The following is a 23,733-nucleotide window of genomic DNA, read 5'->3' on the forward strand; positions in this document are numbered from 1 at the left end:
AGGTTTAAGTTAAAAAATTGCATCCTGCTATAATAGTATTTATTTTATGTTAATAAGGAGATAGAAATATTCTGAATTTTACAATTTTTTTGTTGAAAAACTAAATTAGTGGTGATAGTATAAAAAAGTTAAATATAGAATAAAATGTTATATTTTACTCACTGATTGAAACGGTGTTGCTTATTGAGGGACAGGAAGAGTGACTAGATCTTTTGAGTTTTGGCAATGTTCTTTGAAAACAGACAGATTGAAGCATTTTAAACAACTTAATTTAAATGATCAGGTTTATAAAATTTAGTACAATCATCCAGTTCAAATTTTTTTACCCAGTATTGTATACAATACTGCATTCAATTTTGAATTCTTCATTGAGGGGAGGTATAAAGTGTTGAATAGTTTAGAAATAGATATCTATAAAAAAATCAAGCAAGCTATTATCCAGCAAAAGCTTCGGCCAAATATGCAACTCATAGAAAAGGATCTTGCTGAATCGTTTGGCGTAAGCCGTACCCCTGTTCGAAATGTTCTGCGCAGATTGGAATATGAAAAATTAGTGAAAATTAAAGAGCATAAAGGTACCTTTGTCTCCTGTTCAACAATTGAAGAAGCAAAAGAAGTATTTGAAATGAGGAGAATCTTAGAAGGGGAAGCAGTGCGAAGAGCATGCAGCCTCTATAACGAGCAACAATTAAAAGAACTAGAGACTCTGGTAGAAGAAGAACGACATATTTATGGTAGTCTGGATTTTTATGAATCTTTAAAAATATCTGGGGATTTTCATTTGAAAATAGCTGAAATCGCAGGGAATTCGTATTTTTATCAATATCTGGAAGACTTAATTTCCCTAACTTATGTGATTATAGCAATCTATGGAAGAGGTAAAATGGAAACATGTGGTTCTCACGATCATTTGCAAATTTTTAATGCCATTAAGCAAAGGGATGGTGATCTTGCAGAACGCTTATCTCTCATTCATCTTAGTGAAATTGAGTCGAATCTGCATTTTAATGAGGAATTACAGATCTCTTCTTCCTTGTCAGATATATTTCTTTAATTGTAATTTGATATACAGTTATTGAAAGCGCTTACCGGAAGGGTTTTTAAGGAGGTGATACAGTCCTTCGAAAGCATTTTCAAATTTAAAGTGTTGTCATGTGGTTTTTTTTTGCAATTTCAATGAAACACTGTTGCTTAATGCGCGAATAGACATCGGGTGATCGATGGGAAATAGTACTTTTAACAAAACAAATTCGCATTTTAATTCCTGTGAATGATGAACAGAAAAGACCACTTAGAAGGAAGTTTGTATCATATCATAGCCTTGGCAAACATCTAAGACCTAACTTGTTAACCAATGCATTAAAATGCGGCAAACAATAAAAAAGGGGTTGGATGTATCATGTCTACAAATTTAGAAAGTTACGTTCCACAAGAAACGCAGATCCAACATGATACGGGTGTGGATGAATCACTTAATCCGAAAACCGAGGAAGGTAGGACGGTAAGTCCGGTAGACTATATTTTCATGTGGGTTGGTGACGGTGTTAATCTAGGTAATATGACGCTTGGAGCCAGTATGATTGTAGCGGGAATCGCTACGTTAAACATCTTTCAGACATTTGCCGCAGCTATCATGGCAATTGGTATCATTTCAACTGTTTTTGCTTTAAATGATAGGCTCGGATACAGAACGGGTATCCCATATGTTGTACAGCTTAGAATGTCCTTTGGCCTGAAAGGTTCCGTAATATCATCACTGATGCGCGGTATTCCCGCCATCGTTTGGTACGGTTTTCAAAGTTGGATTGGCGGTACTGCCTTAAATGAAATTGCGAAGATTATGACGGGCGGCGCCTTTGATAATGTTGCCATTTGCTTTGTCGTGCTGCAGTTGGTGCAAATTGGGCTTTCGCTGTATGGATTCCATGCCATTAAATGGGTGGAAACGCTTGCGTCTATTGTTATTGTACTTGCGCTTCTCTATGTATTTGGCGTTCTACTTACCTCCTATAGCGATGTTATTGCAGAAAAATGGGTTCATGCAGAAGGATCATGGGGCTTACCTTTCTTTGCATTGATCATGATGTTTATGGGGAATTATGCGGCTATCTTTTTAAGTGCAGCGGACTATTCAAGAGAGCTAAAAACCGGTATTAGCGACAAAAAACGCGGGTTTTTGTACTTTCTTCCTATTTTAACAGCGTACGGCTTGACACTTACAATCGGTGGAATGCTTGCTTCCGCAACCGGCATCAACAATCCTGTGAAAGCGTTTGCGGTCGTGGTGGATAACTCGTATATTACCCTCTTTGTATCCGCATTCATTGTTTTGGGTGCGGTGGCAGTAAACATGGTTGCCAATATTATTCCGCCAACCTATGTTATTACATTGCTTACAAAAATGAAATATAAACCTGCAGTTACCATAACTGGACTGCTTGCATTTTGTTCATTCCCTTGGGTTCTTGTGCAGGATTCTTCGGCAAAGGGTCTTGGAATCTTCATTCTTATATATTCCGCATTTTTAGGACCGATTGTTTCTATATTATTAGTCGAATATTATATATTAAGGAAGCAAAAGGTGAATGTTGCAGATTTGTATAAGGAAGACGGTCCATTTGCCGGGTATAATCCAGCAGCGGTGCTTGCATTGCTTATCGGCGCCGGTGCAGCCTGTTTGAAAGTGGAGCTGGCATGGATTATCGGCGTTGTTGTGGGAGGCAGTGCATATTTGCTTTTGATGAAATTTGCATTTAAAGATTCAAAATTCTAAAAGGGTACTATTTTTGAAAAGTAAACCTGTATTTCTATGTTTCCGGGGGTTATTCTCTCTGTCTATTTATAATGGATTGATGCAATCTGAGGATGAAATAAACAAGGCAATTGAACAATGTCAATATACTGAAAATTGCAAAAAGGGGTTGGGAGAATGAAGTTTGATTTAGTTATAAAGAACGGAAATGTAGTAATTGAAAATACAGTGGAACAACTAGATATCGGTATACTTCATGGTAAAATTGCAGAAATTTCAAAAGAAATAGCCGGAGAATCTGCTGAAATCATAGATGCTGCTCATCAATATGTCATGCCTGGGATGATAGATGCCCATGTCCATATTTGCGAGCCAGGCAGAACGGAGTGGGAAGGGTTTGAAACAGGAACTCAAGCACTAGCTGCAGGAGGGACAACATCATTTGTAGATATGCCATTAAACGCTTTGCCGGCAACGACTACAAAGAGTTCACTGCATTTAAAATTAAGATCTGCTGAAAATAAGGCGTATGTTGATTATGCTTTGTATGGTGGATTAGTTCCTGATAATCTCCAAGATTTAGAGGACCTTTCTAACGAAGGTGTTGTGGCCTTCAAATGTTTTATGGCAACATGTGGCAGTGAGGAAATTGGAGATTTTAAAAATGTTGATGATTTTACTCTATATCAAGGTATGAAAAAACTATCGGAATTGGGGCATATTTTATCTATACATGCTGAGAATGCAGAGCTTACTGATAAACTGGCAATTGAAAAGAAAAAACAAGCGAAGACTACAGCAAGAGATTATGTAGAGTCCCGCCCCATTTTTACTGAGGTTGATGCTGTAAAACGTGCTTTGTTATTGGGTAAAGAGACTGGATGCAAATTACATTTTGTTCATATTAGCAGTGAAGAGGCTGTTGAAGAAATCCTTAAAGCACGTAAACTAGGCCAAGAGGTTACGATAGAATCGTGTCCTCACTATTTCACGTTGGATATGGAAACCTTTGAAAGGATAGGACCTGTTGCGAAATGCGCCCCACCGCTTCGTACTAAAACAGAACAAGATAAATTATGGGAAGCTCTTAAGGAAGGGAAAATTGATATCCTGGCCTCAGACCATTCCCCATGTCCTCCAGAAATGAAGCAGAGCAACACCAATAATATGTTTGAAGTGTGGGGAGGGATTAGTGGCTGCCAAAATAATGTTGATTTAATGTTTGACGAGGCTGTTAAGAAACGTGGGGTTTCTGTAAGTGATTTTTCAAAGATGATTGCGACAAAACCTGCAGAAATATTTAACTTAAGAAATAAAGGAAGCATTAAAGTTTCCTATGACGCTGATATCATTCTTCTTGATCCAAATAAATCATACACCATTCAGCCAGAAGATTTGTATTACCGTCATCAACAAAGCCCTTATGTTGGAAGAAAGATTAACTGTCGAGTGACGAAAACGTTCGTAAGAGGACAACTAGTATTTGATTTTGAAAAAGGGATTGTAAGTCATCCAATTGGGAAGTTCATATCGGCAAAAAGTAGTTTCGTACAAGCATAAAGTTATGTAAAGAAGGTTGACCCAAAAGGGCACTTAAGTTGTCCTTAATGGCGTCATACCTTCTTTTTTGGTTTATTTTTTGACTGGTATTATGTCTGTGTATTGCTATTGTGGTAAGATAAAGAAACAGATCAGTAATATAGGATTTAATCGGAGGTTAATATAAATGGTTAAGTCAGTAGATAGGGCGTTAACAATAATTTCATTAGTGAGCAAGCGTAAAGAAGGGATTGGGGTTACTGAGCTGGCCTCCAACCTAGATTTAAATAAAAGCTCTATATTCAGATTATTAAGTACTCTTGTAGATCATGGATTCATCGAACAAAATCCTGAAACTAAAAAATATAGATTAGGCTATAAATATTTAGAATTAAGTTCGATGCTGCTTGAATCTATTGACTTGAGAACTCAAGCTAAACCATTTCTGGAAGAGTTAGAATCACATATTAATGAAGTGATCCACTTGACCGTATATGATCAAGGAGAGGTAATCTATATTGAAAAACTTGAGGGAAGTGAAACCCTTAGAACACATTCACAAGTAGGGAGACGTGCCCCAATGCATTGTACGGCAGTTGGGAAGGTAATCTTGGCCCATCTGCCATTAAATGAGATCGTAGATATAATTGACAAGCATGGTTTACCAAAACATACTGAACAAACGATTACCGATAAAGAATCCTTTTTTAAAGAATTGGGAAAAATAAGGAACGAAGGTATTGGTAGGGAAATTGAGGAAAATGAACAAGGAATCACCTGTATTGCAGCGCCAATTTTTGATAATCGGAAGAAAATTACCGCTGCTGTTAGTATATCAGGACCAAGCATACGAATGACTGAAGAAAGATTAACTGAAATTAAACCAATTATAATGGATATTGGTAAAAAGATTTCCAAAAGGCTTGGTTACACAGATAATTAAATAATGTGAAAAAAGAATTGGTATTAAGACCAATTCCTTCGGAATGTAGACAAACTCGATGAAAATCGAGTTTGCCTACATTTTTTTTTGCTTGTACAAATTTGGACGTTGATTGGAACGTAGTCACTCGCTTTCCGCGGGCGGTCCGGGAGCCTCCTCGGCGCACTTGCGCCTGTGGGGTCTCCCTTGGACTCGCTATTCCCGCAGGAGTCTCGCGCCTTCCGTTCCAATCAACTAGGTATAAAAATTTGGATAGAACCCTTTTGCCTACAGTCTCTTTTGTTTTAGAATAGATCTATTAAAACTTGAGGTGATGAGGATGCTTTAGAAACATCCTTCTATTCAACGAGATCAACTTGAAATGATTACTTTAGATCAACTGGTGCCGGCGAACCATTTGGTTCGTAAAATGGAGGCTTCCATTGACTTCACTTTCATTTAGACTTGGTGAAAGATATGTATTCAGAGGTAGGACGCCCAAGTATTTCTCTTAACCTTTGGTCAAAATTTCAAAGGAAAATTTAAAAGGGGTTAGAAATTTTTTAATTCCGAATCCCTTTTGTCTACAAACTGAAAGAATTGGTATAATGCCAATTCTTTTTTTGTGGAAATTTATTGAATCAAGTTTATCTTCGAGTAGGAACTTTGGTGTTTTGTCCTGCGAAAATTTTTATAAAAAATTTAATGGTAAAATACTTGAAATATTCAAAAAACGGTGATAATATCAAAATAAGAAACAAGGTTAGTTAATAAGCAACAAATTACTTATTTTTATTTTTTTAATCATTTAATGAAACTGCGTTGCTTATTATGCGACTAAAAGGAGGAGTAAATAGTGGATTTTTCTAAAGAGAAAGGCGAATTTTATAATAATCTAACGAAAACAATTCGTCGGCACATAGTTAAAATGACAAACCATGCAGGAAGTGGTCATCCCGGTGGTTCTTTATCGGCAACTGAATTAATGTCCGTCCTATTTTTTGAACATATGAATGTTGATCCTGACAACCCAGATTGGCAAGACCGAGATTGTTTCTTCTTATCTAAGGGGCATTGTACACCTGTATTTTATTCAGTATTAGCTGAAAAAGGTTTCTTCCCGGTTGAAGAGTTAATGACCTTCAGGGATGTTGACGGTAGGTTACATGGACATCCATGTGGAGAGCATATTCCAGGTGTAGACATATCTTCAGGATCACTTGGTCAAGGATTATCGGTAGCTAATGGTGTTGGATTAATTGCAAAACTGGATGGCAGCAATAGAAGATCATATTGCATGATAGGTGATGGAGAATTACAAGAAGGTCAAGTATGGGAAGCGGCAATGACAACTGCACATTACAATCTTGATAACGTTTGTGCGATTATCGACTGGAACAAAATTCAACTTGATGATTTTGTTGAAAATGTAAAAGGTGTAAAAAATCTTGGTGATAAATTTAGAGCTTTCGGTTGGCACGTTGTTGAAATTGATGGTCATGATATTCATGCAGTTAATGAAGCGTATAAAGAAGCTAAACGCACTAAAGGCAGACCTACTGCAATTCTAGCTCATACGGTTAAAGGCAAGGGAGTTTCATTTATGGAAGATACACATGATTGGCATGGAATGGCTCCGAATGATGAGCAATTAGAAATCGCTTTAAAGGAGTTGGCTTAAGATGGCAAATCAAGAAGCACCACGTAAAGGTTTTGCTGATGCACTAATTAGACTTGGAGAAAAACATGACAATTTAGTGGTACTTGACGCGGACTGCGCAAAATCGAATATGACAAATCTATATAAAAATAGATTTCCAGAACGCTTTTTCAACATCGGTATTTCTGAATGTGATTTAGTAGGTACCGCAGCCGGTATGGCAGTGGCGGGTAAAGTACCATTTGCCAATGCTTATGCAAACTTCCTTACTGGGCGCGCATTTGATCAAATGAGAATTTCAGTATGTTATTCAAATAACAATGTGAAAATTGTCGGTCATAACGCTGGTACATCAGCTGCTCAAGAAGGTGCAACACATTTACCGCTTGAAGATATTTCTTTAATGCGATCACTTCCACGTATGACTGTAATTGTTCCAGCTGATGCGGTTGAAATGGAAAAAGCAGTAGAAGCTGCTTATTACCATGAAGGACCAATTTACCTCCGTGTTGGCAAATTACCAGTACCGATCGTTACCAAAAAAGAAGAACCATTCAAAATAGGTAAAGCAATTAAATACCGTGAAGGATCTGATATTACAATCATCAGTACTGGGATAATGCTTGATGAATCACTAAAAGCGGCAGGTGAATTGGAAAAGCAAGGTGTAAGCGCCGAACTTTTACACATCCATACAATTAAACCTATTGATAAAGAAGCCATTATTGCATCTGCTGCGAAAACAAAACATGTCATCACAGTTGAAGAGCATTCAATTATAGGTGGATTAGGTAGTGCTGTTGCTGAAGTATTGTCGGAAAGCCAACCAGCTATATTAAGAAGAATCGGTACAAATGACCGTTTTGGGGTTTCTGGAAAAATGGATGAATTACTTGATTTATTTGAATTAAGAGCACACCGTATTATTTCTACTGCAAATGAATTATTAGGGCATAGAGTAACTAGCTAATCACATTTTTAGATAATGAAAGGGGGAGGGTTTTTGTCAAACGCAACCCAATATCTAAGTTTAAAGGATACTTTAGACCTCTTCTCTAAATCGGATGACAGCCTTCGTGCTGAAATCAAAGCACATTTAAATCAAACAAAACATAAGTTTATCGTTTTAGATGATGATCCAACCGGTGTCCAAACGGTACATGATATTTTTGTCATCACGGACTGGGGAAAAGACTGGATTAAAAAAGGATTATCTGATGAGAGAAGTGTACTTTATATTTTAACAAACACAAGAAGTTATAATGCAGAAAAGACGGAAAAGATCAATAGGGAGATTGTCCAAAACATTGTTGACGTTACTAAGGAAATGGGAATCAATTATTCAATTATCAGTAGAAGTGACTCAACATTAAGAGGGCATTATCCACTTGAAATTAATGTGCTCCAAGATGAATTATTAAAAACTGCTGATGTACAAATTTCTGGTCATTTAATCATTCCGGCTTTTTTTGAAGCACATCGTTACACCATAGATAATATTCATTATTTAGGTATGGAAGGCCAGCTTGTCCCAGTAAATGAAACAGAATTTGCGAATGATTCCGTTTTCGGTTTCAAAACCGCTAATTTGCCGAAATGGATTGAAGAAAAGACAAATGGAAGCGTAGCTTCAGAGTCAGCATTGATCATTTCACTGGAAGATATTCATAAAGGCGGCATTGATAGAGTTTATGAGATTTTAATATCTGCTAACAATAATACTCCTATTATAGTAAATGCTAAATCTTATTATGATTTGGACATCGTATCATTAGCTGTCCTTAAAGCAATTGATTCTGGCAAGCAATTCTTGTTTAGAACTGCAGCATCCATTGTAAAATCGATTGCGGGAATTCAGGATCGTCCATATTTATCAGCTAATGAGATTGTTTCAAATGATGAAAGCCAAAATAATGGTGGCTTTATTATAGTAGGTTCTCACACGAATAAAACTACGGAACAAATTAAGGAACTAATGAATAAATACCCGATTGAACAAATCGAAATGAATGTTGTGAAAGTTCTAAATAAAGAAACAAGAATTGAAGAGCTAACACGAGTATGTCAATTAGTAGATCAAAATATTTCTTCTAATCGCGATACGCTTGTATATACGAGTAGAGATTTAATTAGTGCGAAAGATAAGGAAGAAAACTTGAAGATTAGTCAAACTGTTTCAAGTTGTTTAGTTAAAGTTATTCGCTCACTAAAAGTAAAGCCGAAATTCATCATGGCAAAAGGCGGTATAACTTCGAGTGATGTGGCAACTGACGGCTTAGATATTAAATATGCAAAAATTTTAGGGCAAGCGATCGCCGGTGTTCCAGTATGGTTAACCGGAAGTGAAGCTAAGTTCAAAGATACACCTTATATCGTATTTCCAGGCAACGTTGGGGATAAAGATTCAATTGCTCAAATCTTTGAAAATATAAAAAAGGATCAAAAGGGAGAGATATAAATGGCTAAACAAAAAATGACAGCTGCTGAGTTAATTGCCTTGTATTTAGAAAAAAGAGGGGTGAAACATGTTTACGGTGTACCGGGAGCTGCAATTTTACCATTCTATGATGCAATTAAAGAATTAACTAAAATTGAATCATATATAGTTCGTCACGAGCAAACGGGGGCTTTCATGGCTGATGGTTATTCAAGAGCAACTGGTGAAGTGGGCGTATGTGCTGCCACTTCAGGTCCTGGCGGAACTAACTTCTTAACTGGCCTTTACGGTGCATGGATGGATTCCATTCCAATGATAGCCATTACCGGTCAACAAAAAAATAGTTTAATTGGAACCATGCAATTCCAAGAAGCGCCTATCGTTGAAATGGCAAAGCCTGTAACGAAAGCTGCGTACCGTTTAACTGACGGTTCGAAAGCTGCTGAATTTATCCATGAAGCATGGGTAACAGCTACTACTGGCAGAAAAGGTCCAGTTCTTCTTGATTTACCAGTTGATCAACAAAAAGTTGAAATAGAAGTCGACTTAGATGTGCTTATCGGTTCTACTCCAGTCGATAACTTACCACAGGCTTCTGACGCTGATATAGAGAAAACATTGGAATTATTAAAAGATGCTAAAAGACCGGTCTTACTTTCTGGTGGAGGGGTCAACATTGCAAACGCTACCAATGAATTGAAAGCGTTAGCTGAAGAACTGCAAATCCCTGTAGTAACTTCTGGCATGGGGATGGATACTTTCCCTAACGATCACCCTTTATTCGCTGGACGTATGGGAACGATGCTTGATACTCCATTCGGTAACAAAACAATTGTTGAAGCTGACTTAGTAATTAACCTTGCCGGACGTTTCGCTGATCGTTCAACTGGTAATGTGTCGGTATTCACACAAAACGGTAAGAAAATCATCCATGTAAATCTTGATAATAAGGAAATTGGTAAAGTTGTACCAACGATTTTAGGTATCGTTTCTGATGTAAAAACATTCATGGTTAAACTTGCAGAAGCCCATAAAGCACTTGGTGCTCATGTAGCTGCAACTGCCGAAGTAGGTACTAGAGTTAACTTAACTGAAGAGCGTAAGAAATGGGCACGTAAAACGGATTACACAACACTTCCAATCAGACAAGAGCGTGCATTGCGAGAGCTTCGTGAATTCTTAGATCGTGATGCCTTCGTATCACATGACTGCGGTATCAGCCAAATCTGGTCCTCTCAATTATTTGAAACGTATGTACCAAGAACATACTTATTAACTGGTGGTGCGGGGACAATGGGTTGGGGCCTTGGTGCAGCAATGGCAGCGAAACTTGCATTTCCTGAAAGACAAAGTGTAAACATCCTTGGTGACGGAAGCTTAGGGATGTCATTACAAGATATTGCTACAGCTGCAAAGCATGATATTCCGGTCATTATTTTCTGTATGAATAACTCATTAATGGGATTAATTCGTCAACAACAAAACTGGTTCTATAATGAACGTCAAATTTCTACGGACTTAATTTACAAAAATGAATTATGTGATAATGAAGAGCGAGGAATCGACTTTGTTAAAACGGCTGAAGGTATGGGTGTTCGTGGTGAGCTTGTTACACATTATGATGATATCAAACCAGCTCTGCAACGTGCAGTAGTCTCAGGTAAACCATATTTAATCGAAGTTATAGTTGATCCAGATCCTAAGAACGCATGTGAATTCTCTAATAACGGTGCACTTAACGGCTTCGAATACTCTGAAAAAATTGATTATTCTAAATAATAACCATCTTGATGGAAGTGATTTTTTTGAAGCAATGGGATATAACCTATTGCTTCAAAAAACATATTGACTGTACTTAAATAATGGGTTTATTAAAGGAGGGAAGCCGAAAAATCGGCGAAACAATGTCAGCAAATCTTCATAATTCTATGAAAGTCGGAATTGTTCACTTTATGGCTTATCCGGAAACAATGGGTGGAGATGGCCCAGCTGTTGAAACAATTAAGAAAATTGTACAAGATGATTTTTTCTCTGGAATTGAAATTACATCTATTAATAATCCTGAAGAACGTAAAGAGGCTGCTCAAATTTTACAATCTGGTGGAATGAATATAGGATTTGGTGCACAACCGATTCTATTAAGAAACAAAGGAAACCTTAATTCTTTTGATGAAGCTGAGCGTAGGAGGGCTATCGATTTAGTAAAAGGCGGAATTGACCAGGCTTACGAAGTAAATGCTGCTAAACTTGGTTTCTTAAGTGGGGCTAAACCAGATACTCAACAAGATGTTGCCTTACAATTACTAACGAATTCTATCAAAGAATTATGCGATTATGCAAAATCTAAAGGTGATTTAGTACTCTCACTTGAAACATTTGATGATGAGACTGATAAGAAATGTTTAATCGGTTCGAATAAACTTGCTGTTGAAGTTGCAAAAGAAGTTCGTAAGGTAGATCCCACTTTCGGTTTAATGCTTGATTTAAGTCATTTACCAATGCAACGTGAAACGTCTCATGATGCATTAACGGTAGCTCGTGATTATATTAACCATGCCCATATCGGAAATTGCTATATTAAAGATACTTCTGATCCTGCTTACGGCGATCAGCATCCGCGTTTCGGATATCCAGGAAGTGAAGTTGATGTTCCTGAATTAGCGGAGTATTTACGATCTCTATTAGAAATTGGTTACATCGGTGAAGGTATAAAGAATATAGTCGCTTTTGAAGTAAAACCTGTCGGTACAGAATCATCTGATATTGTAATTGCACAGTCAAAACGTACACTCGTTGATGCATGGTCATTATTACATTCGAAAAAAGGGCGTTTAGTTAGTTAGCCTATATATATGTACGATATGTATTAAACGGTGACAAGTGCTTTTGCTTGTCACCGTTTAATCTAACTTTTAATTAGCTTATCATGCAGAATTCCTATTGAGCAACGACTAAATAAGGTGTTAATATGACTTTGCATTAAGTAACTGGATTTAAATAACAAAAATTTTTCTTAGAGATTAAATTGGCAGGGAAGTGATCGATTGGTTAAACTTCAGAAGGATGTTGATGCTATAAGAATCAACACTAGAACCGAAGAACTTGCAGCTTGTTCATCCACATCTGTTGGTGTCACTAGACTACCTTTCACAGTGGAAAGTTTAAAAGCAGAAAGTCTAGTTGAAGAGTGGATGAAAGCAGCTGGGATGACGGTAAGAAAAGATGCTCTTAATAATATAATCGGACGTTATGAAGGGAAAGATCCTACAGCTCCAGTTTTAATGATTGGTTCACATTTAGATAGCGTGATTGAAGCAGGTAAATATGATGGTATTTTAGGAGTTATAACTGGAATCGAAGTTGTTCAAACTCTTAAGGATAATGGCATTATATTATACAATCCAATCGAAGTGGTAGGTTTTTGTGATGAAGAAGGAGTAAGGTTTCACTCAACGTTCCTTGGTAGTAAAGCGATTGCAGGAACTTTTACTGCTGAAGATTTAGAAAGAGCAGATGAACAAGGAATAACAATTGCTGAAGCGTTAAAAGGAATTGGTATTGCTGACCCATATGCTTATAAAAACGCTAGTCGTACTCCAGAAGAACTTCTCGCTTATTTGGAACTCCATATCGAACAGGGGCCTGTGCTTGAGAAGGCGAATGAACCTGTCGGCATAGTTCGTGGGATTGCTGGTGCTACAAGATTTTATTTTGAAATTATCGGGAAACCTGGACATGCAGGAACAGTTCCTGTTGCCCTTAGACAAGATGCGCTTTTAGGAGCTAGTGATCTCATTTCCTACATTGAGAACATCGCTATCCAAAATGAACCATTAGTGGCGACCATCGGAAAACTTACTGTAAGTCCGGGTGCTAGTAATGTAATACCTGGCCTTGTAACAGGAACGCTGGATATCCGTGATTTAAATGTGGATCGTAAGAAAAAAGCCATTGATGCCATATTAACTGAAAGTGAAAGAGTAGCAAAAGCTAGAGGACTCCAAATTCATTTTGAACAGGTCATGGAAGCCGATCCTGTATACTGTGATGAACAATTGATTAAAGTAATCGAGGAGTCCATTAGCGAACTGGATGGCAGTGCTATCAGTCTTGTAAGCGGTGCTGGTCACGATGCAATGGCTATGGCGGATGTAACGAATGTTGCAATGATTTTCGTTCGTTGTAAAGATGGTCTTAGTCATCACCCTGATGAATTCGTGACAGTAGAAGATATGGGTGCAGGAGCTAGAGTCCTTTACTCTACAGTGATTAAGATAGCCACAAACCAATATTGAGGAACTAATAAGTTTTGGCTATCAACTAAAAGAGAACTTACAAAAAACTCGTGATCCGACTGTATCGGATCACGAGTTTTTTCAAAATGAATACATTTCAATTTTAGGACAAAGATCCTTCATTCGATGAAACAGTCATGAGTATCGACAATGATCCAATGTAATAAAAGGAGTTCTGTATGTTCATAAAAAAGCCACTGAAATTCCTGGATTCCTCCATAATCCAAGACACTCCAGAAAATAAAGTCGAGATTTACTCTTTATATTGATCTCTGTCTGCGTGGGCAGTTACCTTCAGTCAATATCTGCTTTAGTAGTGATTACAATAACTTATTAATCACTATTACCCCTGAAAATTGAACTCATGAGTAAAGCTATACGTAAATGAAGTGAGTTTTTGGCATCATGAACGGAATAATTCAACATGTCCTCACATTTGGCAATTCGGTATTTAACGGTATTACGGTGAACAAACAGTTTCCTGGATGTAATAGCAAGTTCACAATTATTATCCAAATATACCAATAAGGTATTAACTAAGTCTTTTTCATCTTTATTTTTCGGGTAGGATAGAGAACGTAAAGTATTTTCATAAAATTTTTTTAAATCTTTTTCGGGAATTAACCGAATCAGTTCGATTAATTGCTTGGTTTCGTAAAAGTTGATAAATTTATTTTGAAACAGTTCAGCCCCATTTGTCCATGCTTCCACTGCCTCTTCATATGTAAGGTGGATATAGGTAAGGTCATTAGAAAAGTTACCAACTCCAAACGACAACGAAATTTTTAGATTTGAATAAGCCTCATTCTGGAATTCCTTCAGCCTTTCTTCTATTATGCTTTTAATCGAATCATTAATATTCAGAGGAGCTTGCATCAAAATAACAAAATATCCATCTTTCATAAAAACGATGTTGTTAGTATCTATTTTTAAAAATGATTTATGTAAAAATTTATATAAATAGTCGTATAATCTATTCATTATGTCTGCACTTTTTTGTAAAGCGTTTTGTTTATCATCATCAATCTTACATACAATGCATACGTATTTCATATTGTCGATTAAGCCATGCTGTTTTCCCCTATGAATAATTTCTTGTTTGTTAGAAATCTTTCCATCAACAAGGGAAGCAAAAAAGTTATTTTCTAACAAACGACTGTTTTCTCTAATAGCCTCGTTTTTAAGCAGCGTGAATGAAATGACTGTTGATGCTTGTTCTATAGCTAATTGTGATGATGGGTATGAAAGCTTCTCATGGTGAAGAATTAATAGAAAATAGGGATAGGGACGCATTGTTTTCACCCGAAACATCTTTATAGAAATGTCCGTATTTTGGATGTCGATTGTGAGCTGGTTTTTCTCTAGGTATGTTTCTATATCACGTTTAATGTGTTCTTGAACATTTTTCATAACGATTTTCATATTTCCTGTACGAAAATGATGAGAAAAGGATGTCACATCACCAATAGGATCAAGTAGGAGAACAGGACATTTTAATAGGGAGCCAAGATTTTCAATTAAAGAATTCAGACTGTAGCCTTTTATCATCATATTGGTAAATTCCTTGTGAATATGCATCGCATAGAATAACTCTTCAATTTGGTTATCCCATATAAAGCTTAATAATTGATGAGCAACCGCACCTAAAGTTAATGTCTCTGGAATTTGAATAATTGGAAATTCTAATGAGTCAGCCAATTCGATTACATCCTGCGGGATCTTATCAATGAATCTTTTAAGTTTAATGGCAATCCCTGCACATGGAAGTTCATTAATTTGGGAAATGAGATTGCATAATGCATGAGGGTCGTTTTTAAAAGCGTATCCTGTTGTCAATAATAGGGAGTTCTTAGCTAAAAAATTGATGGCATCTGGTGTTTCTGAAATCTCAATTGATTCTACTTTCCTTTTAAGTCCGGCATGTCCAGCAATAATTTTGGCTTCTTGAAACACATCAACGATAAATAAATCTTCTACCTTTTTCATCATACACCTTCTAATTCTACATTTTGTCAGTTTTTATTACTAGAAAGGGAAGCAAACGAATCTTGTTAAATTTGGACAAAAATTTAAATGGAAATTGTTTACATAGCATAATGATTTTGTGAATGAATCCGCTTATAATCAATTGTATAGAGGATTGAAGGTTAATGAAACTGTTTTCAAGATTTTTTTTTACATTCCATAAATCCCAAGTTCTTATTATATTTAGAAACTATATTTATATTTTGAAGCGTATACAATCCGCCAGTTCTCTATCATTTTTCTCAGGTACGATGCTCGCATTCGTTCATCTATATTGTTTTTGTTTAAGGCTGTTTTCGCATACTTTGTTGCTATTTACGAAGTAGTGCAGTGTGGTTGATTTCCCCTCCAGGTGCTCGCTTTCCGCGGGGCGGGCGGTGAGCCTCCTCGGCGTAAACGCCTGTGGGGTCTCACCTGTCCCGCTGCTCCCGCAGGAGTCTCGCACTTCCGCTCCAATCAACCTTAAATAGTTTCGTTTTAAAAACAACAATCTTTACGAAAAGAGCCTTGTTTAAAAAGCGCAACAGAAACGAGAGGATGTGGTTAAAGGGGCTTAATTGATGGAAAAGTGAAATGGTCAGTAAAAGAGTCTGAATATTTAAAAATCGTTTTTACCTTGGCGAGGAAATGCCGTACAAAACAAGATAATAGCCAAGGCTGCGCATCTCGCTTCCTGTCTTCATAAAGGTGGATGCGATTCTTTCCAAAATTGCTTGATAGAAAGTGGAATCTACTATATCTCAAAACGATGTTCAGAATGTAATAGTTGTATTTCATTCCGAATATTTACGTTCCAACAGCCCAAAGCAAGATGTTCGTTTCTTCATTATGCAACTGTAAAAGAGGATTGGCCTTGTAGTTTTTATAAAATTTGATTTCCCATAGAAAGGAATGAACCTATGGCTACATATGATTTACTCATTAGAAATGGAAATCTTGTAATGTTTGATTCGATTGTTCAAGGAGATATTGCAATTAAGGAAGGGAAAATTAAAGAAGTGACTATCGGAAAAAATATTGATGCTATAGCAACAAGAGAAATTAATGCTGAGGGGCAGCACATCCTCCCAGGATTAATTGATTCTCATGTTCATTTCAATGAGCCAGGCAGAACTGAGTGGGAAGGTGTTCAAACTGGCAGCAGAAGTTTAGCGGCAGGTGGGGTGACAACCTATTTTGATATGCCATTGAACAGTACACCGCCAACAATCAATAAAGAATATTTGGCATTAAAGAGAGCTTGCTCCGAAGAAAAGTCGGTAGTCAATTGCCGCTTTTGGGGTGGACTTATACCAGAAAATATTGAGAATATTAAGGAACTTGATGAAAATGGAGTAATTGGATTTAAAGCTTTTATGTCACCGAGCGGAATTGTCGATTTCAATCATGTCGATGATATTACGATTTTTAAAGGGATGAGAGAAATTGCCTCAGTAGGTTCACTTTTAGCCGTTCATGCTGAAAGTACAGTCATTTGTGATCAGCTTGCACAAGAAAAACAAAGACAAAATAAGACGACTGCAAAAGACTTCGTCGAATCAAGACCGATAATTTCCGAAATTGAAGCGGTAAGAAGAATAATTTCATATGCAGAAGCTACAGGGTGTAAGCTGCATATTGTTCATGCGAGCAGCCGCAAAGTAGTGGAAGTCATCAATCAGGCAAAGCAAAGAGGCCTGGATATTACGGTAGAAACATGCCCTCATTATTTATCTTTGACATTAAAAGACTTAGAGGAAAAAGGCGGTTTGGCAAAATGCTGCCCTCCACTGCGTGATGATGAAGAAGTAGAACAATTATGGGAAGCTGTAGCAAACGGTGAAATTGACGTAATAGCATCCGACCATTCACCAGCACCTGCCTCTATGAAAGAAGTAATAAATGATGACTTTTTCAGTGCCTGGGGTGGGATTTCCGGTGCCCAATCTACGCTCAATATTATGTTGACAGAGGGGCATTTCAACCGTAATCTTCCTCTGGGGAAAATTGTTGAATTAACATCAACGAATCCAGCTAAGTTATTTGGCCTTTATCCCCATAAAGGGATAATAGCTGTTGATAGCGACGCTGATCTGGCGATAGTTAATCTGAACAAAAGCTTCGAGCTGAAAAAGGAAGATTTGTTCTACCGCCATCAACAGTCGCCTTATGTTGGCAGGACATTCAAAGGGCAAGTAACAACAACGATCGTCAATGGGGCTATTGTTTTTGAAAATGGCAGCATTACCACTGTGGAAAAAATTAAAATCTAGGATTGTTAAGCTATAAAGGACTGGAGAAAATCTTATTGCACAATCTTAAAAGCAAAAGAAGCATGTAAGGAACCAGGACCTTACCTGAAAGAGAAAAAATATGAAGGTAATATGTTTATCTATAATGAACAAAAATATAAAACGTTTTTATCGATAAGGCATAAAGACTAATTAAATGAAAGCGGTTAATATTTATATAAGGGACTTAATTGTTTCTAACACAAGCTAATAATATATGAAAAGAAGCTTCAATTATAAGTTGATTTATAGCGGGAACAGGGCACACCATGAGTCACATATTTCAAATAAAATACGATTAAAAGGAGAGTTTAAAAGATGGGTTATCCTAAAGATTTATTAGCAAGCAGATCAATAATTGAGCACGGTAAATATGCTTTAATTGCACCTGAAGGATTGGTTAATAATGTTGTTCCGGGATTTGAGAATTGTATCATTTCCATTTTGGGTTCTCCAAAGCTTGGAGCAAGCTTTGTCGATTACATTGTGACAATGCAAAAGGAAGGAAAGAACAGCGAAGGGTTTGGTGGACAAGAAGATGTTGAGACATTTGTCTATGTTATTGAAGGGAAAATAAAAGCTGCTGCAGGTGAACAAGAGTTTGTCCTCGATGAAAGCGGTTATTTATACTGTCCGCCAGGAACAAAGATGTATTTAGAAAACCAATCGGATGGAGATTCTAAACTATTCCTATATAAGCAAAAGTATCGTCCACTTGAAGGACGGAAGCCATGGGTTTATTCAAACCATGCTAACAACATTGAATTCAGGATTTATGATGATATGCATAATGTCCATCTTAAGGATCTATTGCCTGCTGATATAGATTTTGATATGAATTTTCATATTCTTTCCTTTGATCCTGCTGCATCTCATCCATTCATCGAAACACATGTGCAAGAACATGGAGCCTACTTACTCTCGGGAGAAGGGATGTATAACCTGGATAATCAGTGGGTTCCTGTAAAGAAAGGAGATTACATTTTTATGGGTCCATATGTACATCAAGCAGCCTATGCGGTAGGCAGAGAAAATTTAACATATGTTTATTCTAAAGATTGTAATCGTGATGCATCCTTGTAAAAGGTCACATCATTTAGAAGAAATGCGTAGATGACAACTTCAAGAGATTTAATGCGGGCAGAATTGTATTTTAGGGAGATCCGGTAAGTGTAATTCAAAACCATTAAATATAAAAGAGGTGCCGAGGTATGGACCAGAATGTAATTTTGAACAAAAAGTCGATAATTGAGGAAAGAGTTTTTGAAATCGATAAAATAGCAAAATTCGATTCTAATGCACCACAAAAAAATTATTTTTATGAAACGGATAAAACAGTTGGGGCAGTTTGGTGTCTTGAACCTGAGCAGGAAGTATTTTTACATTCCCATTCGAATGTTGATGATATTTGGGTCTGCATTGAGGGGGAAGGAACATACTTTCCTGATCTAGAGAATGAGATCACGATCAGAAAAGGAATGGTAGTATTGGCCAAGCCTAATCAAATTCATGGAATGCGTAATACAGGAAACAGTCGATTCATGTTTGTAGGCTTTGCTGCAGGGGCATTGCCTATGGATATAACAAGATATTAGAAAAAGGCTAAGATTATTAAACATTACAAAATAATTTAAGTTTCTTCTTTAAAAAACAAAAAAAGTGATTAAGGCGAAGCGATTGTAATGAAGACAGCGCTTCGCTTATATTTTTATTTATAAAAAGTGATGAGTTGTAATTTCTACGATTAGCATCCTTAAAAACTAGCAAACAGATTTTATAAAAATCCAGAAATCGGAAATGGTGATGATTAAGATGACTCAGCAAGGAGTTACTGTAACATTATTCTCCTCTTTACAGTGGCTTTTTTTTATTTTTGCCAATACGGTTGTCGTACCAATTTCTGTAGGAGCAGCATTCCAGCTTCCTACAGAAACAATTGAAATGACGATAAGATGCTCCTTTATCTTTACAGGAATATCCTGTATTCTGCAGGCCTGGATTGGACATCGTTATCCATTATTGGACAGCCATTCGGGGCTAATGTGGGGTCTGATGATAAATATGGGCATCTCTGCATCTGCACTCGGATTGGATTTTGCAACCGTAGGAGGAGGAATTGCAACAGGTATTTTGCTGGCTGGAGCTGTAACCGTACTGCTTGCGGCATTTAACCTGATTTATATCATACAAAAAGTAATTAAGCCGATGGTGATAAGTGTTTATATATTTTTACTGACCTTTCAGCTCATCTTTATTTTCTTCAAAGGTATGTTTAAAATAACCGAAAGTGGAACAATTGATCTCCCTGTCAGTTTGTTTTCAATCTTGATAGTTATCTTCGTTGGCTTTTTAAGGATTAAAGGAGGGAAAATACTTGGCAATTTCTCAATCCTGATCGGAATTATCGTAGGATGGTCATTATATCGAATTATTTTCCCTTCAGATCTTCCGACGGCTAGCTCTTCAGGTATGGCATTCACTTTCTTTCCACTTGGAACTCCAAACTTGAATATTGGTATTATTTTTGTTTCCTTTTTTGCGGTCCTTCTGAATTTAACGAATTCTTTCGCTTCTATTCAAGCTGTTGCAGATGTTTACAAGGAAAAGGTGGAACATAGTCAATACAGGAGATCTATTTTTGTAACAGGTATTTTTGCGTTTATCACTTCGATTTTTGGCTTGGTCCCTTTTACACCATTTACATCTACGATAGGTTTTTTACAAAGTACCAAGTTATTCAAACGAAAGCCATTCATTATAAGCGGATTTTTGTTTACTCTCCTTGGAGTTATTCCGCCATTAGGGAGATTCTTAGGAACAATACCATTAACAATAGGTAACGCTGTTTTATTTGTCGCATACCTTCAATTATTCGGGACCGCATTAAACAGCCTGAAAGGAACGTTATTCAACTCTGAAACGATACTCCGTTTAGCGGGGCCAGTCCTAGTTGGAGTTAGCATTATGAATATCCCGCCAGCATTATTCGGCAGTATACCTGTCCTCTTGCAGCCTTTCATTACAAATGGTCTCATTATGGGTGTCATTATATCGATCTTTTTGGAAAAATTTATTAATTGGAACAAGTTAACAAATAAGTTGGAAGTCGAGCAGTAACCGATATATCTACCTGATAATGGAAACATAAGGTGATTATTCTAAAAAAAATGGGATTTCATTTTACGATTGAAGAAAAAAGGTGTTCATACGATTGGACATCTCTAACGATAAACTTGAAATTGATTATAAGAAAACAAAACAATAAATTTGAGAACTTGAAATCGAAAACAAATTAAGTATTTTCATGAGGCTTAGCTTAGTGTCATATCTTAACTTCTACCAGTAATTCATACGGGGCTTCGGATTAAAATAAGTGATTATTCGATAAAATGGGGAACAAGTATCACGATTACTTGTTCCCCATTTTGGTCTAATTCTTTATAAAAAGAAAAAGCAAATAAAACATATGTGAATTAGTTGTAACAAAGATAAGACATCATCTTTTTAGGTTTGCAGTCCATCAAAAGTTAATTTGGCTGGCATAAATAGAACTAGTTTCTTAATTTATCAAAAATACCAGTCAATATGATAAGGAGCTGACTATAACAAAAGTTCTTTTGATCATAGAAATCTGTATATATACACATTATTGGTTGTCTTTCATTTGGTTATTTTGCACAAAAAAACACCGAAATACTAACAAAATTGTCAATGAAGTTAAATGCGAAAGCAAGTAAAATAATAGATGACATAAATTTTGTGAATGTTCATGACATCAAAGGCTATTGCGAAGGGAAGCGATATGATGGGCAATCAAAACGAAAAATTAATAGATGAAAAGGATGATGTTGCGTTCGATGATAGATGGTTAGCATTTTTCGGGGAAACAGAGAGTAATGGGGGGACCCGGATATTATATTCCAAGGAAAGGATGAGCGCTCAGCAGGCAATGAAAGCTGAGGATGGGAAAAAACTTATTATATATTTTGATAGTGTATGCTTTAGGGGGGCCTCCGGTGGAATCATTCTGACCAGTTCCCATATGGAAACGGACAAGGATGGGGTGGAATATGACGGCGTCAGCCATATTGTCGGCAGCGCCTTTATACGGTGAAAATCATTAAGAGTGATCATGCGGGCACCACTCCCATTCATACAGGAAGGATGCTGTCGTCTGGCTTCGGAATTCAATGTTCCGAACGGCATCGGTGAGGAATAGGTTTTTGAAAGGTTTTGTAAGGACACTTTTCGACTCTCGATTCCCTGGCAAAGAAAGCGGAAATGAAGCTGGGGGTTCACAATGGAGGGATGTCAAACCTGTTGCGATAGATATGGATAAGGGAATCGGATTTTTGAATGAAATACTTTATAAAATAGCCTATTGAAGGAGTTGATAAAAATGGCATATTCAGAATTGAATGCACCGATGAGAACGATCATGACACCAGGACCGGTCGAAGTTGACCCGCGTGTTTTAAGGGCGATGAGCACACCGATATTAGGGCAATTCGATCCTGCATTCACCACTATCATGAATGAAGTGATGGAAATGCTGCGTTTGGTTTTTCAAACGAAAAATAAATGGGCGTTCCCGATTGATGGCACCTCAAGATCTGGTAATGAAGCGATTCTTTGCAGCATCATTGAGCCGGGGGATAAGGTCCTGGTGCCTATATTCGGAAGGTTCGGTCATTTATTGGTGGAAATCTGTGAGCGATATGGAGCTGAAGTCCATACGATGGAATGTCCTGGGGGAGAAGTGTTCGAACCGCAAGCAGTCATTGCGGAAATCAAGAAAGTCTCCCCAAAAATAACAGCAATCGTACATGGGGAAACCTCCACTGGTTGTATGCAGCCTTTGAAGGAAATCGGGCGGGCCTGCCGTGAATTGGGTGTCCTGCTTATTGTGGATGCGGTTGCCTCCATCGGGGGCACCGATGTTAAGGTGGATGAATGGTGTATTGATGGATTGATAGGAGGGACGCAAAAATGCTTGTCCGTTCCTTCCGGTATGGCACCGATTACGTATAATGAGCGAATAGAAGAAATCATCCAGTCCCGCAAAAAGGTGGAACGTGGTATTGCCACGGATGAAGACAACCAACAGGTTTCGCTCAGCCGTCCGATCGCCAGTAATTATTTCGATTTAAGCATGCTGCAGGATTATTGGGGACCGCGTCGTTTGAATCATCATACAGAAGCAACTTCCATGATTTATGCGTTACGTGAAGGATTGCGCCTTGTGCTCGAAGAAGGTCTGGAAACACGCTTTGCCCGTCATGAACTCCACGAAGCAGCTCTCGTTGAAGGGATCAAGGCAATGGGACTAATGTTATTCGGGGATGGGAAAAACAAACTTCCGTGTGTAACTTGCATTGAAATTCCAAAAGGAATCGATGGTGAAGCTGTAAGAGACATGCTGTTGAATGAATTTGGCATCGAAATCGCTTCCTCATTTGGACCGCTTCACGGGAAAATCTGGAGAATCGGGACCATGGGATTCAGTTGCAGGAAAGAAAACATCCTGTTTGTATTGGCCTCCTTGGAAGCTGTCCTTTTGCGCAAGGGGTTCCAAGTTAATCGGGGAGAGGCTTTGCAGGCTGCACTGGATGTATATGTAGGAAAGAAGGAGAAAATGGTAGCATCACAACGGTCTCTTTGAATAATGGATGTCCATGTGGATTTCAGCAAACCTGGCCATGATCATCGGGAAGGCATAGAGGGAAAATCGCTTATCAGACGGATGGGATAAGTGAACGGGAGTGCGGGGAGCCGTTAATAGTGATAGGTTCCAGTATTGCGGTCAATAACTAGAAGAAGGGTTATAAAATAG

Annotated in this window: 18 protein-coding genes; 17 read left to right on the forward strand and 1 reads right to left on the reverse strand. The window is 37.5% G+C overall.

From position 1 onward, the window contains the following. Nucleotides 1-388: 388 nt before the first annotated feature. From MKX49_RS03410 to MKX49_RS03455, 10 genes are all read left to right on the forward strand, one after another. Nucleotides 389-1,054 (forward strand): GntR family transcriptional regulator, encoded by a 666-nt coding sequence (locus MKX49_RS03410; RefSeq protein WP_226990553.1) that lies wholly within the window; start codon nt 389-391, stop codon nt 1,052-1,054. A gap of 345 nt (nt 1,055-1,399) precedes the next feature. Further along, entirely contained in the window at nt 1,400-2,773 is a 1,374-nt protein-coding gene (locus MKX49_RS03415; RefSeq protein ID WP_340874982.1) for an NCS1 family transporter, read from the forward strand. A gap of 156 nt (nt 2,774-2,929) precedes the next feature. Continuing rightward, on the forward strand, nt 2,930-4,312 hold the full coding sequence (gene allB / locus MKX49_RS03420) for an allantoinase AllB (RefSeq protein WP_340874984.1): 1,383 nt from the start codon (nt 2,930-2,932) through the stop codon (nt 4,310-4,312). Nucleotides 4,313-4,478: 166 nt separating this feature from the next. Beyond that, complete coding sequence (locus MKX49_RS03425; RefSeq protein WP_053533978.1) at nt 4,479-5,234, forward strand: IclR family transcriptional regulator; 756 nt, start codon at nt 4,479-4,481, stop codon at nt 5,232-5,234. 835 nt (nt 5,235-6,069) lie between these two features. Beyond that, on the forward strand, nt 6,070-6,894 hold the full coding sequence (locus MKX49_RS03430; RefSeq protein WP_034314956.1) for a transketolase: 825 nt from the start codon (nt 6,070-6,072) through the stop codon (nt 6,892-6,894). 1 nt (nt 6,895) lies between these two features. After that, the gene (locus MKX49_RS03435; protein ID WP_214769829.1) at nt 6,896-7,843 is read left to right on the forward strand and encodes a transketolase family protein; all 948 of its coding nucleotides are present in this window, start codon (nt 6,896-6,898) and stop codon (nt 7,841-7,843) included. Between the two features lie 33 nt (nt 7,844-7,876). Further along, the gene (locus MKX49_RS03440) at nt 7,877-9,331 is read left to right on the forward strand and encodes a four-carbon acid sugar kinase family protein (RefSeq protein WP_340874991.1); all 1,455 of its coding nucleotides are present in this window, start codon (nt 7,877-7,879) and stop codon (nt 9,329-9,331) included. Then, entirely contained in the window at nt 9,332-11,089 is a 1,758-nt protein-coding gene (locus tag MKX49_RS03445; protein WP_340874994.1) for a thiamine pyrophosphate-binding protein, read from the forward strand. A gap of 125 nt (nt 11,090-11,214) precedes the next feature. Further along, a complete protein-coding gene (locus MKX49_RS03450; protein ID WP_340874996.1) occupies nt 11,215-12,153 on the forward strand; it encodes a sugar phosphate isomerase/epimerase family protein in 939 nt (312 codons plus the stop codon). A gap of 201 nt (nt 12,154-12,354) precedes the next feature. Continuing rightward, a complete protein-coding gene (locus MKX49_RS03455) occupies nt 12,355-13,605 on the forward strand; it encodes an allantoate amidohydrolase (RefSeq protein WP_340874998.1) in 1,251 nt (416 codons plus the stop codon). 333 nt (nt 13,606-13,938) lie between these two features. Here MKX49_RS03455 and MKX49_RS03460 read toward each other — a convergent pair whose 3' ends face one another. Then, nucleotides 13,939-15,591 carry a PucR family transcriptional regulator gene (locus MKX49_RS03460; protein WP_340875000.1) on the reverse strand — a complete coding sequence of 551 codons (1,653 nt, stop codon included), beginning with the start codon at nt 15,589-15,591 and terminating at the stop codon, nt 13,939-13,941. Nucleotides 15,592-16,529: 938 nt separating this feature from the next. Here MKX49_RS03460 and MKX49_RS03465 point away from each other — a divergent pair. From MKX49_RS03465 to MKX49_RS03495, 7 genes are all read left to right on the forward strand, one after another. Then, nucleotides 16,530-17,882, forward strand: a complete 1,353-nt coding sequence (locus tag MKX49_RS03465) for an allantoinase (protein ID WP_048689595.1) — start codon at nt 16,530-16,532, stop codon at nt 17,880-17,882. A 336-nt stretch (nt 17,883-18,218) separates the two neighbouring features. Continuing rightward, nucleotides 18,219-18,983, forward strand: coding sequence for a (S)-ureidoglycine aminohydrolase (gene allE / locus MKX49_RS03470; RefSeq protein WP_048678712.1), 765 nt, complete (start codon nt 18,219-18,221; stop codon nt 18,981-18,983). A 128-nt stretch (nt 18,984-19,111) separates the two neighbouring features. Next, complete coding sequence (locus MKX49_RS03475) at nt 19,112-19,495, forward strand: cupin domain-containing protein (RefSeq protein ID WP_207117649.1); 384 nt, start codon at nt 19,112-19,114, stop codon at nt 19,493-19,495. Between the two features lie 217 nt (nt 19,496-19,712). Further along, the gene (locus MKX49_RS03480) at nt 19,713-21,017 is read left to right on the forward strand and encodes a uracil/xanthine transporter (protein ID WP_340875006.1); all 1,305 of its coding nucleotides are present in this window, start codon (nt 19,713-19,715) and stop codon (nt 21,015-21,017) included. A 688-nt stretch (nt 21,018-21,705) separates the two neighbouring features. After that, nucleotides 21,706-22,014, forward strand: a complete 309-nt coding sequence (locus MKX49_RS03485; protein ID WP_340875007.1) for a hypothetical protein — start codon at nt 21,706-21,708, stop codon at nt 22,012-22,014. Between the two features lie 109 nt (nt 22,015-22,123). After that, entirely contained in the window at nt 22,124-22,285 is a 162-nt protein-coding gene (locus MKX49_RS03490) for a hypothetical protein (protein WP_340875010.1), read from the forward strand. Between the two features lie 14 nt (nt 22,286-22,299). Then, entirely contained in the window at nt 22,300-23,562 is a 1,263-nt protein-coding gene (locus tag MKX49_RS03495; RefSeq protein WP_340875012.1) for a pyridoxal-phosphate-dependent aminotransferase family protein, read from the forward strand. The last annotated feature ends 171 nt before the right edge of the window (nt 23,563-23,733 follow it).

This window comes from Peribacillus sp. FSL M8-0224 (assembly GCF_038003055.1).
GTDB lineage: Bacteria > Bacillota > Bacilli > Bacillales > DSM-1321 > Peribacillus > Peribacillus frigoritolerans.